The organism is Actinomycetes bacterium, assembly GCA_036000965.1.
Lineage (GTDB): Bacteria > Actinomycetota > CALGFH01 > CALGFH01 > CALGFH01 > DASYUT01.
In genome coordinates this window covers 15,140-30,824 of the sequence record DASYUT010000308.1, presented here as the reverse complement: position 1 = coordinate 30,824, position 15,685 = coordinate 15,140, and the positions used below count along the sequence as shown (strand labels likewise).

General features: G+C 73.3%; 13 protein-coding genes. 4 read left to right on the top strand and 9 right to left on the bottom strand.

Going from position 1 to position 15,685, the window contains the following annotated elements; all coding sequences use genetic code 11:
* The 6 genes from VG276_27600 to VG276_27575 form a co-directional block, all read right to left on the bottom strand.
* The coding region (locus VG276_27600) for a DUF6084 family protein (GenBank protein ID HEV8653053.1) at positions 1 to 1,450 on the bottom strand (1,450 nt) is incomplete at its 3' end.
* A 62-nt stretch (positions 1,451 to 1,512) separates the two neighbouring features.
* A complete protein-coding gene (locus VG276_27595; GenBank protein HEV8653052.1) occupies positions 1,513 to 3,312 on the bottom strand; it encodes a nickel-dependent hydrogenase large subunit in 1,800 nt (599 codons plus the stop codon).
* A gap of 85 nt (positions 3,313 to 3,397) precedes the next feature.
* Complete coding sequence (locus VG276_27590; GenBank protein ID HEV8653051.1) at positions 3,398 to 4,465, bottom strand: hydrogenase expression protein HypE; 1,068 nt, start codon at positions 4,463 to 4,465, stop codon at positions 3,398 to 3,400.
* A 75-nt stretch (positions 4,466 to 4,540) separates the two neighbouring features.
* A complete protein-coding gene (locus VG276_27585) occupies positions 4,541 to 5,284 on the bottom strand; it encodes an SIS domain-containing protein (GenBank protein HEV8653050.1) in 744 nt (247 codons plus the stop codon).
* Positions 5,285 to 5,394: 110 nt separating this feature from the next.
* A complete protein-coding gene (locus tag VG276_27580) occupies positions 5,395 to 5,622 on the bottom strand; it encodes a HypC/HybG/HupF family hydrogenase formation chaperone (GenBank protein HEV8653049.1) in 228 nt (75 codons plus the stop codon).
* 423 nt (positions 5,623 to 6,045) lie between these two features.
* Entirely contained in the window at positions 6,046 to 7,452 is a 1,407-nt protein-coding gene (locus VG276_27575) for a hypothetical protein (protein HEV8653048.1), read from the bottom strand.
* A gap of 217 nt (positions 7,453 to 7,669) precedes the next feature.
* Here VG276_27575 and chrA point away from each other — a divergent pair, with 217 nt between their 5' ends.
* Positions 7,670 to 8,833 (top strand): chromate efflux transporter, encoded by a 1,164-nt coding sequence (chrA, locus tag VG276_27570; GenBank protein HEV8653047.1) that lies wholly within the window; start codon positions 7,670 to 7,672, stop codon positions 8,831 to 8,833.
* 49 nt (positions 8,834 to 8,882) lie between these two features.
* On the opposite strand, the gene VG276_27565 is transcribed toward chrA, so the two are convergent.
* Positions 8,883 to 9,530: a class I SAM-dependent methyltransferase gene (locus VG276_27565; protein HEV8653046.1), complete on the bottom strand. Its 648-nt coding sequence runs from the start codon at positions 9,528 to 9,530 to the stop codon at positions 8,883 to 8,885.
* Between the two features lie 173 nt (positions 9,531 to 9,703).
* Between VG276_27565 and VG276_27560 the strand changes: the two genes are divergently transcribed.
* Positions 9,704 to 10,111 (top strand): hypothetical protein, encoded by a 408-nt coding sequence (locus tag VG276_27560; protein HEV8653045.1) that lies wholly within the window; start codon positions 9,704 to 9,706, stop codon positions 10,109 to 10,111.
* 219 nt (positions 10,112 to 10,330) lie between these two features.
* Here VG276_27560 and VG276_27555 read toward each other — a convergent pair whose 3' ends face one another.
* Positions 10,331 to 10,591 (bottom strand): GlsB/YeaQ/YmgE family stress response membrane protein, encoded by a 261-nt coding sequence (locus VG276_27555; GenBank protein HEV8653044.1) that lies wholly within the window; start codon positions 10,589 to 10,591, stop codon positions 10,331 to 10,333.
* 530 nt (positions 10,592 to 11,121) lie between these two features.
* Here VG276_27555 and VG276_27550 point away from each other — a divergent pair.
* Positions 11,122 to 11,556, top strand: coding sequence for a VOC family protein (locus VG276_27550; protein HEV8653043.1), 435 nt, complete (start codon positions 11,122 to 11,124; stop codon positions 11,554 to 11,556).
* 69 nt (positions 11,557 to 11,625) lie between these two features.
* Here VG276_27550 and VG276_27545 read toward each other — a convergent pair whose 3' ends face one another.
* Entirely contained in the window at positions 11,626 to 12,975 is a 1,350-nt protein-coding gene (locus VG276_27545) for a S8/S53 family peptidase (protein ID HEV8653042.1), read from the bottom strand.
* A 59-nt stretch (positions 12,976 to 13,034) separates the two neighbouring features.
* Between VG276_27545 and VG276_27540 the strand changes: the two genes are divergently transcribed.
* On the top strand, positions 13,035 to 15,680 hold the full coding sequence (locus VG276_27540) for a CHAT domain-containing tetratricopeptide repeat protein (GenBank protein ID HEV8653041.1): 2,646 nt from the start codon (positions 13,035 to 13,037) through the stop codon (positions 15,678 to 15,680).
* Positions 15,681 to 15,685: the final 5 nt, after the last annotated feature.

The following is a 15,685-nucleotide window of genomic DNA, read 5'->3' as shown; positions in this document are numbered from 1 at the left end:
GGGTCTGGAACCGCCGCAGTGCGTCGAGGCTGTCGCGCCGCAGGCGGATCCAGGCGCTGTTGGGGAAGTACAGGTCCATGGTCTCGCGCCACACCCGGACCGGCAGGCGGAAGGTGGCCTCCTTGTGCCACGGCACCTGCTCGACCGAGAACCCGGTCTCCCCGCGCAGGAACACCGTGCCGCTGAACAGCAGCAGGAGCGGGACCTCGCCGTCGTCGAGGGAGTGCAGGTACTTCGCGGACACCACCTCGAAGTCGTAGGTGCAGGGCACGGGCAGGTCGACCTCGGTGCTGCCCGAGAACCCCTGGACCATCAGCGACAGGTTGGTGAACTGCAGGGGCTTGAGGGTGTCGCTCCACCGGCTCGTCTCGCCGAACAGGTCGGCCAGCCGCTCGGCCTCCTGCGGCCCGTAGCGGCGCAGGTACGGCTCGATCCGGATCTGGCAGCGCAGCGCGACCGCGTGGACGCGTTCTCCGGTCACCTCCGAGAGCCTGAGCCTGAGCACCATGGTCGGGACTGCCGCGTACCGCTCGGGCCGGGCGTCCAGGCACTCGAAGACCAGCTCGCTCATGCCGGCGCCCCGTTCTCGGCCTCCCCGCCGCTCCTCCCCCGCGGCCTCGACCTCCCGCAGCTCGCCGGGCGGCGTGGTGCCGAGCCCCTCGAGCGCGACCCAGCCGCCCGCCACGGTGGCCCCTGGCCGGTCCCGGCCCCTGTCCAGGTCCAGGTCCCGGCCCCTGTCCCCGTCCCCGTCTTGGCCCCTGTCCCCGTCCCCGTCTTGGCCCCTGTCTCTGCCTCTGTCCTCATCTCGGTCCCTGTCCCGGCTCCTGTCTCTGTCCCCGCCCCGGTCCCCGTCCCCGTTCCCGCCCCGGTCCCGGTCCCGGTCCCGGTCCCGGAACAGTGACTCGGCTGGGATCATGTTGGGAGGGGCGGGTGCGGCCGTCAGGCCCTCCACGTCGATCCTGGTCACCTCGGGCGCGGCCTCCTCCACGGCCCGCTCGATGGCGAGCTTCACGGTGACCGTGGACGAGGGGCAGCCGTGGCAGCTCCCCTCGAGCCGGAGGCGGACCACGCCCTGGGCATCGACCCCGAGGAACTCCACGCCGCCAGCGTGGGACCCGAGGTAGGGGCGCACCTGATCCAGGGCCTGCCGGATGCGTGCCTCCACCGGCTCCGGGTGCAGGCCGTGCAGCACGAGCAGGCTCTCGACGAGCGGGTCGGCGGCCATGCGACCGAGCAGCTCGGCCCTGGCCGGCTCCTGCTCGCGGGTGAGCTCGACCACCCGCGCGAGGCCGGCGCCGTACAGCTCCACCAGCAGCCGGACCAGCTCCTCGGCCCTGGCCTTCACGGACGGGTCCACCGAGCCCAGCTCGTCGAGCAGCTGCTCGATGCGGGACCCGACCTCACGGAGGTTGCGCCCCGCGCGCTGCGCCCCGGGTTGATCCTGCGCCATGTTCCCGCCTTGAGAAGGGGCGGCCAGGGGAGCGGAGGCTCCCCGGCCGTCGGGGTTCCGGCCTAGGGATTGTTCAGCATGGTCGGCGAGTGCAGCTTCTTCACGACCCTGCCGTTGCCGAGGTACATGTGGACCCCGCAGGGCAGGCACGGGTCGAAGCTGCGGACCGTGCGCATGATGTCGATGCCCTTGAAGCGCTCGGGCGGGTTCTCCTCGAAGATCGGCGTGTTCTGCACCGCGTCCTCATAGGGGCCTGGCGTCCCGAGGACGTCCCTGACGCTGGCGTTCCAAGGGGTCGGCGGGTAGGGGTGGTAGTTGGCGATCTTGCCGCCCCGCACGACCATGTGGTGGGAGAGTACCCCGCGCACCGCCTCGGTGAACCCGACGCTCACCGACTCCTCCGGGACGGTGAACGGCGTCCAGGTCTTGGTGTTCCCCTTGCGGAGCTCTGTCATGGCCTGCTGCGCGAAGTGGTAGGCGGCCGCGCACGCGTACGCCTGGAAGTAGGTCCGGGCCCGGTCGCGCTCGAGCGCGTTGGACCACTTGGGGATCTTCCACTCGAAGGTGGCCTCGGGCTTGGTCATCGTCCTCGGCAGGTTGATGACGACGCTCGACCCGGTGGCCTTGATGTAGCCGATGTCGACCAGGCCGGCCAGGGCGGTCGCCCAGAGCCGGGCGATCGGCCCGCCGCCGGTGTCCAGGGCCAGGTGGTCCTTGCCGTCGAACCAGCGCGGCGACATCACCCAGGAGTAGTTGCCGTCGAAGTCGCGCTTCTGCGGCTTGGGGATGGTGTGCTGGTTCCAGGGGTGGCGCCGGTCGACCGGGTTGCCCAGAGGGTCGCGGGAGACGAACGTCTCCTGGCCCTCCCAGTCCTCGTAGAACGAGCTCCCGAGCAGGATCCTGATGCCCAGGTTGATGTCCACGAGGTCGGTGGTGACCAGCTCGCCGTCGACCACGATCCCGGGGGTGACGAACATCTTGCGGCCCCAGTTGGTCATGTCGCGGTAGTCGAAGTTGCAGTGCTCGGGGTCGTTGAGGCTGCCCCAGCAGCCGAGCATCACGCGCCTGCGCCCGACCTCCTCGTAGCCGGGTAGGGCCTCGTAGAAGAAGTCGAACAGGTCGTCGTGCATCGGCACGACCCGCTTCATGAACTCCGCGTAGCGGGACAGCCGGCTGAGGTAGTCGGTGAACAGCTGCACCGTCGCGACCGTGCCCACGCCGCCTGGGTACAGGGTGGACGGGTGGATGTGCCTGCCCTCCATGAGGCAGAACATCTCCCGGGTGGTGCGGCTCATCTGCAGGGCCTCCCGGTAGAACTCGCCCTCGAGCGGGTTCAGGGAGCGCATGATGTCGGCGATGGTCCGGTAGCCGTGGTCGGCCGCGTGGGGCGCCTCGGTCCGCTCGGCCAGCTCGAGCACGCCGGGGTTGGTCTCACGCACCATCCGCTCGCAGAAGTCCACCCCGACCAGGTTCTCCTGGAAGATGTTGTGGTCGAACATGTACTCGGCCGCCTCGCCGAGGTTGATGATCCACTCGCCGATGTGGGGCGGGCGCACCCCGTAGGCCATGTTCTGGTTGTAGACCGAGCAAGTGGCATGGTTGTCGCCGCAGATCCCGCAGATCCGGCTGGTGATGAAGTGCGCGTCGCGCGGGTCCTTGCCCTTCATGAAGATGCTGTAGCCGCGGAAGATCGACGACGTCGAGTAGCACTCGGCGACCCGCTTGGCTGCGAAGTCGATCTTGGTGTAGATCCCGAGGCTGCCGACGATCCTGGTGATGGGATCCCAGGCCATCTCGACCAGGCCGTCACCGCTGCCCTTGCCCTTCGCCTGCCCGCCTACCTCTGTCTCTCCGACCGCCATCGCCGTTCACGCCTTTCGCTCGAAGCCGGTGCCGTCGTCGCGGCGCCCCGCCGCGCTCACCACGGGGCGCGGCGCCCCGCCGCGCTCACCACGGGGCCTGGTAGCCGGTTGCCAGCTCCTGGCCCGCCTTGCGCCACTTGGGCTCCTCGTCCACTGTCTTGAGCGTCACCTTGCGGAGCGTGCGGATCACCGAGCCGTACAGGCCGCTGGCCGTGGTCGAGACCTTGCTCCCGGGGGGCTCGTCCATGAACGGCATGAACTTGTCCGGGAACCCGGGCATGGTGCACGCGATGCAGATGCCGCCGACGTTGGGGCACCCGCCGACGCCGTTCATCCAGCCCCGCTTGGGCACGTTGCACTTCACCACCGGGCCCCAGCAGCCGAGCTTCACCAGGCACCTCGGGTCCCCGTACTCGCTGGCGAACTCACCCTGCTCGTAGTAGCCGGCCCGGTCGCAGCCCTCGCGCACGGTGGCGCCGAACAGCCAGGTGGGCCGCAGCGCCTCGTCGAGGGGGATCATCGGGGCCTGGCCGGCCACCTGGTAGAGCAGATAGAGCAATGTCTCGGAGAGGTTGTCGGGCTGGATCGGGCAGCCGGGCACGCACACGATGGGCACGCCCGCCTTGGACTTCCAGCCCCACCCGAGGTAGTCGGGCACGCCCATGGCGCCGGTCGGGTTCCCCGCCATGGCGTGGATGCCGCCGTAGGTCGCGCAGGTGCCCGCCGCGACCACCGCCAGCGCCTTCGGAGTCAGCCGGTCGAGCCACTCGCTGGTGGTCATGGGCTGGCCGGTCTCGGGGTTGTTGCCGAACCCGCACCAGTAGCCCTCGCGCTTGATCGCCTCGTTGGGGATCGAGCCCTCCACCACCAACACGAACGGTTCCAGCTCGCCCCGGTCGGCCCGGTGGAACCACTCGATGAAGCTGTCGGGGCCGCGCTCCGGCCCGGACTCGTAGTCGATCAGGGGCCAGTGGACCGCGACCTTGGGCAGGCCCGGGAGCGCGCCGAGCGCGATCTCCTCGATGCTCGGCTGGGTCGCGGCCGTGTGCGCCACCGAGTCGCCGTCGCAGCTCAACCCGGCGTTGATCCACAAGATGTGGAGGACTTCCTCTTCCTGCTTGGTGCCAGCTGCCTCGGTGGCCGTCTGCGCCATGGCACTCACCCTTCCTGGTTGCCGACTCCTGGTTGCCGACCCTGGTCGTGCCAAGCTCCTCCGCCTCGGCTGGTCTCAGCCGGGCCGCGCTGGTGAGCGCCGGGCCGCCCGGCGGGACGCGCTCACACCGTCACCCATCTCCTCGAGCTGGGCCTGGGTCAGTTCCCACAGCACGTGGTACACGGTCGTCTGGGCCTCCTGGATGCGGTGGACCGACGCCGACGGCACGACGAACAGGTAGTCGATCGTGTCGAGCTCGGCCATCCTCCCGCCCTCGTAGCCGGCCAGCCCCACGGTGAGCAGGCCCCGCCTGGCCGCCTCGTCGAACGCCCGCACCAGGTTGTCGGAGTTGCCGCTGGTGGACAGGCCGACCGCGACGTCGCCGGGGCGGGCGAACGCCGCCAGCTGCCTGGCGAACACGACCTCGAACCCGATGTCGTTGGCGAGCGCGGTCAACGTGGCGACGTCGCTGGTGAGCGACAGGGCCGGCAGAGGCCTCGCGCGCTCCAGCTGACCAGGCCCGGCTCGCTCCAGGCCGCCGGGGCCAGGCCCCGCTGGCGGGTTGAGGAAGAGCGCGACCAGGTCCTGGGCGTCGGTGGCGCTGCCGCCGTTGCCGAAGGCGAAGAGCCGGCCACCGGCGGCGAAACGCCGCGCCATCGCCTCCGCGCAGGCCACCAGGTGGTCGCGTTCCCGGTCGAGCACCAGCTCGCGCAGGGCCACGATCTCGCCGGCCTTCGCCACCGTGGAGCGGCGGATCTCCTCCAGGACGGCGTCGAGGTCGCCGCTGCCGGCATACAGGAACGGGTAGAGCGACTCCATCCCCGCGTCCGGGCCCTGGCCCGCTGCCGGCTGGCCCTGGCCCCCGCCCGCCCCCGGCGGCGGGCCCGGCCGGGCCCCCGGCGGCGGGCCCGGCCGCCCGGCCGCCGCGGTCACGGCCGCACCACCGCGATGGCCTCCTTGGCGTGGACGAGCACGGTGTCGCCCACGCCGGCGTCGACCAGCGCGACGCTGACCTCCTCCAGGCCCGAGCCGGTGTCCACCGTGGCGAGGTCGTCGGCGAGCAGCTCGACCACCCGCACCGCCACCGCCTCGCCCGAGCAGGTGACGCAGACCTCGCCGTGACACTCGGGCAGCGACCGGGCCGGCGCGGACGCCATCGGCAGCAGGAACTGGTCGCTCATCGGCGTCCCCCGGGGTCGAGCAGGCTGGCGTTCTTCGGGCTGCCGTCCCGCCCGCAGTACGTGTCGCTCATCGGCGTCCCCCCGGTTCGAGCAGGCCGGGCTGCTCGAACAGCACGTGCACCAGCTCCCACAGGTGGCGAGACCCAGCCGCGCCAGCGCGAGCGCCAGAAGATCCGCGACGCCTTCGGCGACCTCCCCATCCCCTGACCAGGGCCGCCCGCGGGCCCGCCGCCGCCGGGGGGATGCCCGTCGCGACCGTCGTGGTGGCCGGCACCCCTGGTGGCCGACACCCGTGGTGGCCGACACCCGTGGTGGCCGACACTGCTGGCGATCGACACCGGGAGTGATCGACACGGGAAGTGATCGACACCGGGGCAGAGTGGTCGCGTGCGCCGCCGGCTACCCGGTGCCGGCCCCGGGCCGCAGCCCCTGACTGGCCCGGACCCGGAGGTACCGCGGCCGGTAGTGGCTGGCCCGCGCGAAGTCCCCGCCAGGACCCCCGGGGCCGAGGCTGTAGGCGACGAGCAGGCTGTCGCCGTCGGGGTAGGCGCGGGCCAGGTAGGCCCGCTCGCCACTCGGCCGGCGCAGCTCCGGGATGTCGTAGAGCCGCCGCGGCGGCCCCCACGGCCCCACCGGGCTGCACGAGCGGCGCGCCTCGATCGCGGTGCCGAAGTCGGGGATGGCGAGCAGGACGTAGCCGGCACCCAGCTTGACCACGCTCCCCGCAATCCCGGTCAGGGGGACCGGCCCGCCCGGGCCGGGCACGCCCACCAGGGCCGCCGACGCCGAGGGGCTGGGCGACCAGCCCGCGCCGTCCCAGAACCGCCAGAACCCGTGCGAGCCGCCGTGCGGGAAGCGAGCCAGGTGGGTGTGCTTTACGTGGAACGGGCCGCCGAGGTCCCGTACCCCGTAGAGGTAGGTATAGTCCGCCTCCTCGAGCACGGCCACCCCCCACTGCACCTCGGAGCCCGAGGCCCGGCCGTACAGGGGGGCGTCCCCGAGCTGGGCCAGGCTGGGCAGGCCGAGCGTGACGATGCGGTTCCGTCCGGTCCACTCGAAGCCGTCCGGCTCTGCGCCCGGCCGGAACTCGTGCACGAGCACCCGGAGCCGGCCGTCCTCCACGAACCCGCCGGCCGGCCAGTACCAGGCCCCAGGCTCGCCGCCGGGGCGGAGCAGCGCCCGAGGCTTGCCTGAGGCCGGGTCGGCCGGGCCGAGCAGGGTGGTCAGCCGGGTGCCGTCCTGCACCACGACGGCATTCCGGACCAGCCCCGGCCGCGCCGGCAGGGTGGACCGGGGGCCGGCTCGGGAGGCCGGGCCAGGGCGGGCCGCCTCGGCACCGATGAACGAGTCCCCGAACAACCAGGCGGTGCGCCCGTCGGGCAGGCGGACCGGGTAGCTGCCGTCACCGCCGATCCAGCCGGGCCCGGGGTCGCCGGCGCGGTCGAAGGTCCGCGCGGTGGCGGGGTCGGGGACGGCAGTGAGCGGGGCGGCAGTACCACACCAGCCGGGCGGCCCCGGCGGCTGCGCGGCTCCGGGCGGCGCAGGGAGCGACGAGGCCCCGGGCACGGGCGGCCCGGGTGCCGTGGGCACGGGCGACGCGGGTGCTTTGGGCACGGGCAGCGCGGGTGCCGTGCGCGCGGGCAGCGACCCGGCCGAGGGTACGGGCGGCCCGGGTGCCGGCCGGCTCCGGGACGCGGCCCGAGCGTCGAGGCCCGCGGGCCGGGAGGCCCGGACCTGGCCGTCCCACCATGCCGCGGCGCTCGCGGCGAGCAGCACGACCGCGACGAGCGCGAGCCCTCGGCGCACCCGTACCCCCTGCCATGCTCGACCCGGTCCCGCCCGGATACCGGGCGGAATCGGACTCAACGTAGCATGCGGTCCGGGCGCGGCCGTCCCAGAGCCCGGCTCGCCTCGGGCACAGCGGCCCGTGACGGCCTCGGTGGACGGACCAGGATTGGGCTAGCCCTGTGGAGGGCGGTCGAGAGGGAAGCCGCGAGTGACATCGGGAACACCGGCAGAGGGCATGTCGGTGCAGCCACGGCCCGGTCTGCTCGCCGTGCTGCGGGAGTGGGGCCGGATCGGCTGCATCGGGTTTGGCGGGCCGCCGACGCACATCGCGCTACTGCGCGAGCTGTGCGTCGAGCGGAAGCAGTGGCTGAGCGCCCAGGAGTTCGAGGACGCGGTCGCCGCCTGCAACCTGCTTCCCGGTCCGGCCTCCACCCAGCTTGCGATCTTCTGCGCCTGGCGGGTCCGCGGCCGCTCCGCCTCGCTGGTTGGCGGAGTCGCGTTCATCGTCCCCGGCCTGGTCCTGATCCTCGCGTTGGCCGCGCTGTTCCTCGCAGGGTCGCCGCCGCGCTGGGTGAGGGGGGCCGGCGCGGGCGCGGGCGCCGCTGTCGCCGCTGTCGCCGTGCAGGCCGGTTCGAGGCTGGCATCTGCCAGTTGGCGACGGGTGCAGCGCGCCAGCCGGTCCCGGTGGCTGCTCTACCTCGCCGCCGGAGGCGTGGCGACCGCGACCGTCGGCCCGCTGCTGGTGCTCGTCCTGCTCGGCTGTGGCGCCCTCGAGCTGGTCACGCGGCGCGTCCGCCGAGCCGGCACGAACGCTGCCGGTACCGCGCCGATCCCGCTACTGGCAGCTGGCACGATCGGGGGCGGCGCGCTGCTTCCGCTCGCCTGGGTCGCGTTCAAGGTCGGCGCGCTCTCCTACGGCGGCGGCTTCGTGATCGTCCCACTGATGCAGGCAGACGCCGTCAACCACTACCACTGGATGAATGGCGGCCAGTTCCTGAACGCGGTCGCACTCGGCCAGATCACCCCCGGCCCGGTCGTGCAGACCGTCGCCGCGGTCGGCTACGCGGCTGCAGGTCTCGGCGGCGGCCTCCTCGCGGCCGTCTTCGCCTTCGCCCCGTCGTTCGCGTTCATCCTCCTCGGCGGACATCGCTTCGACCGCCTCCGCAGCGACCGGCGGGCGCGCGCATTCCTCGACGGTGCCGGCCCGGCGGCCGTTGGCGCGATCCTTGGCTCCGCGATCCCACTCGCGCGCGCGCTCGCCGAACCCTGGCAGTACGCCGTCCTCGCCGCAGCCGCCGCCCTCCTGCTGCTGCTGCGACGCGGAGTGGTGCTGACCCTGCTCTCAGCCGGAGCAGTCGGAGCGCTCATGGCAGTCGGGGAAGGACCGCTGCCACACTGATCACCCAGCCGCTGTCGCCCACCGTGAAGCGCGAGTGCCCCACGAAGCGTCAACCGCTGCGCGGATGGGCAGCGCCGACAAGCAGGGCGACCCCAACCTCACGGATGCTTGCCGACCAGCCCACCGCAGCAAGCCTGGCCGCAAGGTCCGCAGGCCCGTAGAAGACCTTGACCGCCCGGTACTCGCTGCCGTCGCGAAGGCGGCGGCGGACGGTGGGCGCCGGCTGGCCGGGCAGCACGGTTTCGACTGCTCGCACACGGTTGCTGGTGTCGAGGAAGCAGGCCCGTCCGCCCGGTGCCAGCGCCGCGCTGACCGTGGACCAGAACGCGGCGAACCGCGCGGGTGGCACATGTGACAGCCAGAATGCGAAGAACACCGTGTCGTAGCGGCGCGGCGGCTGCCAGCCGAACACATCGGCCGCCACCAGCTCGACCGGCAGATCCCTGACTCGCTGGCCTGCCAGCGCAAGCATCTCCGGTGCGGCGTCGACGGCGGTCACGGACCGGGCGCGGCGGGCGAGCAGCGGCGTCCACCGTCCTGTGCCGCACGCCAGCTCAAGGATGTCCCCGGTGATCGGCAGCTCGTCGATGAACCTGTCCCACGACGCTCGACCGACGTATTCCTCGTCGTACTCGGGTGCGCGCGCCCGGTAGTAGGCGATCTGCTCGCCGAGCAACGCATCGAGGTCATCGTCCATGCCGAGAGTCTGCCATCCGCCAGGTCCCGATGGGTCCCGGCCGACGTGGCGCCGAGCAGCACCCGCGAGTACAAGCTCACCCCGATCCGCTGCAGGGTCCGCGAGCTCTCAAGCAGCCGGGCGCACCAACACCCCCCTGGTGCAGCCAAAGGCCACGGGCTACCGTAAGGACCATGGAGTGGTGGTCGGTTGAGGTGTTCCACGGGACGTTGTCGGCGGCCCGGTGGCAGGATGCCCATAGCTCGTCGCTGATCGAGTCGGCGATCTCGAATGGCGCGGTCGACTGGGCCTGGCACCAGCACCGCTGGGGTGTGGTGTTCGAGGTTGCCTTCCGCGACGACGCGCAGTGGGAGTTGTTCCGCAACCTGCCCAGCGTGCGGGCGGCGCTGGATGCGGTCCCGGATCCGGTCAACGGGTTGCTGGTGTACCGCGGGCGGGGTGGCGGCGCGGGACGGTTCTCCCGCCGGCGGCCACGGCCCCATGCTGGCGCGGGCGCCATGGCCCTGCCCGAGCCCGACCCGGAGCTGTTCGAGAGAGCAGGCGCGGCGCCGGAGCCGTCAATCATGATCGGCGGCCAGTAGCCACCTCTGCCGACCAGCCAAACGGGGAGGAGGTGGCGCGTGTCCTCGGCTGAGACGACCGTCCGTACCTCCTCCTCCTCCTCCTCGGCGCCAATCCCTTCGGGTCCAACGGCAGTCTTGCGGTGGCCGCCCCGGCAACGCAGCAGAGCGCCACCGCCGCGCCCGAGACAAGGCCGGACGGCTTGACCACCATGACGATGCGGCCGAGGCTCCAGGTCGTCACCAGCCGGTTCGGCGCGCGGCCAGGCGCCGCACCAGCAGCACGAGCACGATCGTGATGACCAGCGCGAACAGCCACGACCCGAACCTGCCGTCGGCGCCGAAGAAGGCGCGGCCGATGAACCCCGAGATCAGGGTGCCGGCGATCCCGAGAGCCATCGTCGCCGGCAGGCTCAGAGGGTCCCGCCCGGGCACCAGCAGCCGCGCCAACAGGCCGATCACCAGGCCCATCACGACCAGCACGATCAGGAACCACACCATGCCCATCCCTCCCCGCTCGGGCGCGCCCGGCCGGCTCGCGCACCGGCCCGGCATGTGCTCGCTCTCCTGCCAGAGCCATCTTGGCACGGATCGCCCGTGGCGTCCCCCAGTGGTACGAGGGGCCGACCCGTCGGGCTCCCGGGAACGTCACAGGATCCGCCAGGCATCCCGGGCCGCGCCTTGCCAGAGGGTCCTTGCCAGAGGGTCCTTGCCAGAAGGTCCTTGCCAGAGGGTCCTTGCCAGAGGGTCCTTGCCAGAGGGTCCTTGCCAGAGGGTCCTTGCCGGCGGGCTCCACCGCGGCGACAGCCGGTTGACAGCCTCTCAACCGGGCGACAACCGGTTGACAGCCCCTCCGCGGTGCGGGCATCCTCGGCGTCGGCATCAGACCAGGCAGCCCGGGGAGCTCGAGGAGGTGAGGCGTCGATGCCACCACGATCGGTCACGACGCTCCCACCCCACCCGGACCCAGCCCGCAGCCGCTAGCGCGCGCCCGTCCGCCGCGGGTGGGAGCCTTCGGCCCTGGAGGCCACATGCCCGCAGCAAGTCCTGACGCAGCCGCCGTGACCGGCCTGCTGCGCATCCGCAACGTCACCTTCGACTGCGCCGACCCCTATGCCCTGGCCGGCTTCTGGCGCCAGGCCACCGGCTACCGGGAGGACCCGGACAACGGCAACCAGCCAGGCGACCCCGAGGCGCTGCTGGTCACCCCGGACGGCCGGCTCAACCTGCTGTTCATCGGCGTGCCTGAGCCCAAGACGGTCAAGAACCGCGTCCACCTGGACGTCGTGCCGACCCAGCGGACCCGTGACGAGGAGGTGGCCCGCCTCCTCGACCTGGGCGCTGCCCTGGTCGCCGACCACCGCAAGCCCGACGGCGCCGGCTGGGTGGTCCTTGCGGATCCGGAAGGCAACGAGTTCTGCGTGGAACGCAGCGACGCTGAGCGCGCCGCGCCGGCCGGTCCCTGACGACCAGCCGACGCTCGAAGGAGCATCATCGGGCTCGGGCTACGGACAGAACTTCTTCTGGTGACCTGCTCAGCAGCGGCACCGCCCGTGGGGGTGGCAGTGCCCACGGCGGTCGGGTGGGTGACCGCCGCCGCAGGCGTCGCCGTTGGCGTCGCCGTCGTCGCACGGGAGCAGGACGGCGCCGACGCCGGGAAGGGCCTGGGCATGGGCCCTGGCCAGCAGCGCCTCCGCCGCCTGCCTGCCGTTCTCCCCCGTCCGCGACATGCGGGCGGCGATCAGGCCGGCGACCAGCGGGGTCGAGAACGACGTGCCGCTCCAGCGGGCCATGTCGTGGAACGTCCGCTTCTCCCCCTTGTGCGGCCGCTCCTGGCAGACGAAGGTCCCTTCCGCGTAGGCGTTGACGAGCCCCTCACCCGGCGCGTAGACGTCGACCCAGCCGCCGTGGTTGCTGAAGGAGGCGCGGCTGCGCCAGTTGGCCGCGAGCGCGCCGACCGACACCGTCCAGGGGAAGGCCGCCGGCCAGAACGGGCCGCGGTCGCCCTCGTTGCCGGCCGCGGCGACCAGCACGACGCCCTTGTAGTGCCGGAGCCGCCGCTCCCAGAAGGCCTCGAAGCTGAGCAGCGGAAGGTTGGACCGGGTCCTCGTGCCGGCCGAGAGGCTGATGATGTCGGGGGTGCGGTCCAGCGCCTTGTCGAGCGCCTTGACCAGGTCCGACTCGAGCAGCGCGCCCCCTTGCTTGAACACGCGCTCGACGAACACCGCCGAGGCCGGCGCCATGCAGCGCAGCACGCCGGCGATGAAGGTCCCGTGCCCGGCGTAAGGCGGGATCTCGCGGTTGGCGGGGATCGGGTCCTCGACCCCGTCCACCCCCGCAAGCCATGCGTGCCGGTCGGGCGCCTCAGGCACCAACCCGGTGTCCACCACGGTCGCGAGCACACCGGTGCCGTCCTGCTGGCCTGGGCAGACGCCCGGGTCGGGCTCGGTGGCGCTGGTCTCCTCCGGCTCCGTGGCCGGGCAGTAGGTCGCCCCCGGGGTGATGGAAACGACGTGGTTGGGGGTCATGACGCCGACGCCGACGGTCTCGTCGAGCACGGCGAGGACCTGGGGGACGGTGAGGCCCCGCCGCTCCTCGCCGTCCACCCTCACCCCCTGGAACGTCAGCAGGGTCAGCCCGTTGATGAGGCTGTCGAGCACGACGGGGTTCACCAGCAGCGGCAGGACCCGGTCGAGGTCCTCGTCACGGATCAGGATGGCGTCGCGCTGGTACAGGTAGTCGACGGTGTCCCTCTCCCGCCACTCGGGCGGTTCCACGTCGACCTCCCTGGGAGGCTCTGATCGCCTCAGGCCCTCCACGATCAGGCGGACCTGGGTCTCGAGCCTCGTAGGCGAGCGCCCGGGTGGCTCGTTGTCGACAGCCATGTTCTCCCCTCCGTGAGAGGTTGCAGACGAGCGGACCTGCAAGGTCTAACATCCATCACGTGGCCGGGGAAGAAGGCCGGGGCGCCCGTGCACCGCACGCGCCGCTCGAGCTGCTGCCCCTCGCGTTGTCCCGTCCCAGGGAAGCGCTGACACAGGCGCGCGCGGTGCTGGCGGCAGGGCCTGGCCCGTACGACGCCTCGGTCGCCCACCAGGTCGTGGGGATCGTCCTGCGCGACTTCGGCGACGTGGGCTCGGCCATCCGGGAGCTGCGCACCGCCCGCAGCCTGGCGCGTGCATCGGGCTCGCCCGGCCGCGAGGCGGACGTGCTCGCCACGCTCGGGATCGCCCTGGTCTTCGCCGGTCGCACCAGGTCGGGGCTGGCGGCTCTGGACGCCGCGGTGCAGCAGGCCGACGGCGTGCTGGCCGGTCAGGTCCTGGCGCGGCGGGGCGCCATGATGATGGTGCTCGGGCGACACCGGGAGGCGCTCGACGACCTGCGCCCCGCGGTCACCCTGCTCGCCCGCGCCGGTGACCCGGTCTGGGAGGCACGCGCACGCACGTTCCGAGCGCTCGTCCACCTCGCGCTCGGGGCCCCCGAGCGCGCCGACGTCGACGTCGTCCGGGCCGAGCGGTTGTTCGCCGCGGCCGGCCAGGAGCTCGAGTCCGCCGTGGCCAGGCAGAACCGCGGGTTCATCGCCTTCCGTACCGGCGACCTGCCGGTTGCGCTCGCCCACCTGGACGAGGCGGCCCGGCGCTACGAGTCCCTGGGCACGGCAGTGCCCGACCTCAGCATCGACCGGTGCGCCGTGCTCCTCGCCGCCGGCCTGCCCCGCGAAGCCCTGCAGGAGGCCGACGCGGCCATCCGCGGCCTGGAACAGATCCGCGGGCAGGCCACGAAGCGGGCCGAGCTGCTGCTCACCGCGGCGAGCGCCGCGCTTGCCGCCGCGGACACCCAGGCGGCCTTGGAGCGTGCTCAGGCGGCCAACCGCCTGTTCGGCCGCCAGCAACGGGAGTGGTGGCGCGCGCACGCCACCCTCCTGCTCCTCCAGGCCAGCTTCACGGCCGGCATGGCCTCGGGCCGGCTGCTCGGCCGGGCCGGGCGGACCGCCGCCCACCTGGAGGCGCTCGGCTCCGGCGAGGCGCCCAGGGCGCACCTGCTCGCGGGACGGACGGCGCTGACCCTGGGCCGGCTGGCCGACGCCGACCGCCATCTCGCCGCCGCGGCGCGGATGCGGCGGCGCGGGCCGGCCCTGTCACGGGCCACCGGGTGGCTGGCGGCGGCGCTGCGGGCCGCGGCGGCCGGCGACACGCGCCGCGTGCTGGACGCCTGCCGGCGCGGGCTCGACCTGCTCGACGAGCACCGGCTCACCCTGGGCGCCTCGGAGCTGCGGGCGCTCGCCACCGCGCAGGGAGCCGAGCTGGCAGCGCTCGCGCAGCGGCAGGCCGTGCGGGCAGGGGCAGCCCGCCGCCTGCTCGCCTGGAGCGAGCGCTGGCGGGCGACGGCCATGGCCGTCCCGCCGGTCCGCCCGCCCGACGACCACCAGCTCCAGGCCGACCTCACCGCGGTGCGCCAGGTCACCAGCCGCCTCGAGCAGGCGCGGGCCCAGGGCACGCCGACGGGCGCGCTCCAGCGGGAGCAGCGGCGGCTGGAGCACGCCATCCGCACCCGGGTGATGCAGGCCCGCGGGACCGCGGGCACCGCCGACCACGCCGGCAGCCGCTTCGATGTCGGGGCGCTGCTCGAGGAGCTCGGCCCAGCCCTGCTGGTCGAGATCGTCGACGTCGACGGCGACCTGCACGTCCTGGTCTGCGGGGCGGGGAAGGTGCGCAGGTTCGCGGCGGGTCGTGCCGACGAGGCCAAGCGCGAGGTCGAGTTCGCCCGGTTCGGGCTGCGGCGGCTCGCCTACAGCGGTTCGGCGGAGCGGGCCGAGGCGACGCTCGCCCTGCTCGAGGGGACCGGCCGGCGGCTCGAGGAGCTGTTCCTCGGGCCGGCCAGCCGGCACCTGGGCGACGGTGCTGTGGTCGTCGCCCCGCCCGGCCGGCTCCACGCGGTCCCCTGGGCGCTCCTGCCCTCGCTGCGGGACCGCGTGCTCAGCGTCGCGCCCTCCGCCAACGTCTGGCTGCGCGCGCGGCGGGCCGTGCCGCCCGCCGGCCGCGACGTGGTCCTGGTGGTCGGGCCGGACCTGGACACAGGCGGCGCCGAGGTGCCCGCGCTGGCCGGGAAGTACGACAGCGTCACCGTGCTCGACCGGGGCAGGGCCACCGCGGCCCGCGTGCTCGACGCCATCGACGGCGCCTGGCTCGCCCACGTCGCCGCCCACGGGAGCTTCCGCGCCGACAGCCCCCTGTTCTCCTCGCTCCGACTCGACGACGGGCCGCTGACCGTGCACGACCTCGAGCGGCTGCGCCGGGCGCCGTACCGGCTGGTGCTGCCGAGCTGCGACTCCGGGCTGCTGGCCCCGGTCGGCGCCGACGAGCTGCTCGGCCTCACCTCGAGCCTGGTCCCGCTCGGCACCGTGGGGATCGTCGCCAGCGTGGTCCCGGTCAACGACCGCGCGGTGGTGCCGCTGATGCTCGCCCTGCACGAGCGGCTGCGGCACGGAGCCACGCTGGCCGAGTCGCTGCGCGACGCCCGCTGGAGCCTTGACGCCGATCCCGTCATGGCCGCCACCGGCTGGTCCTTCGTCGCGCTCGGCGCGGGGTAGGCTGG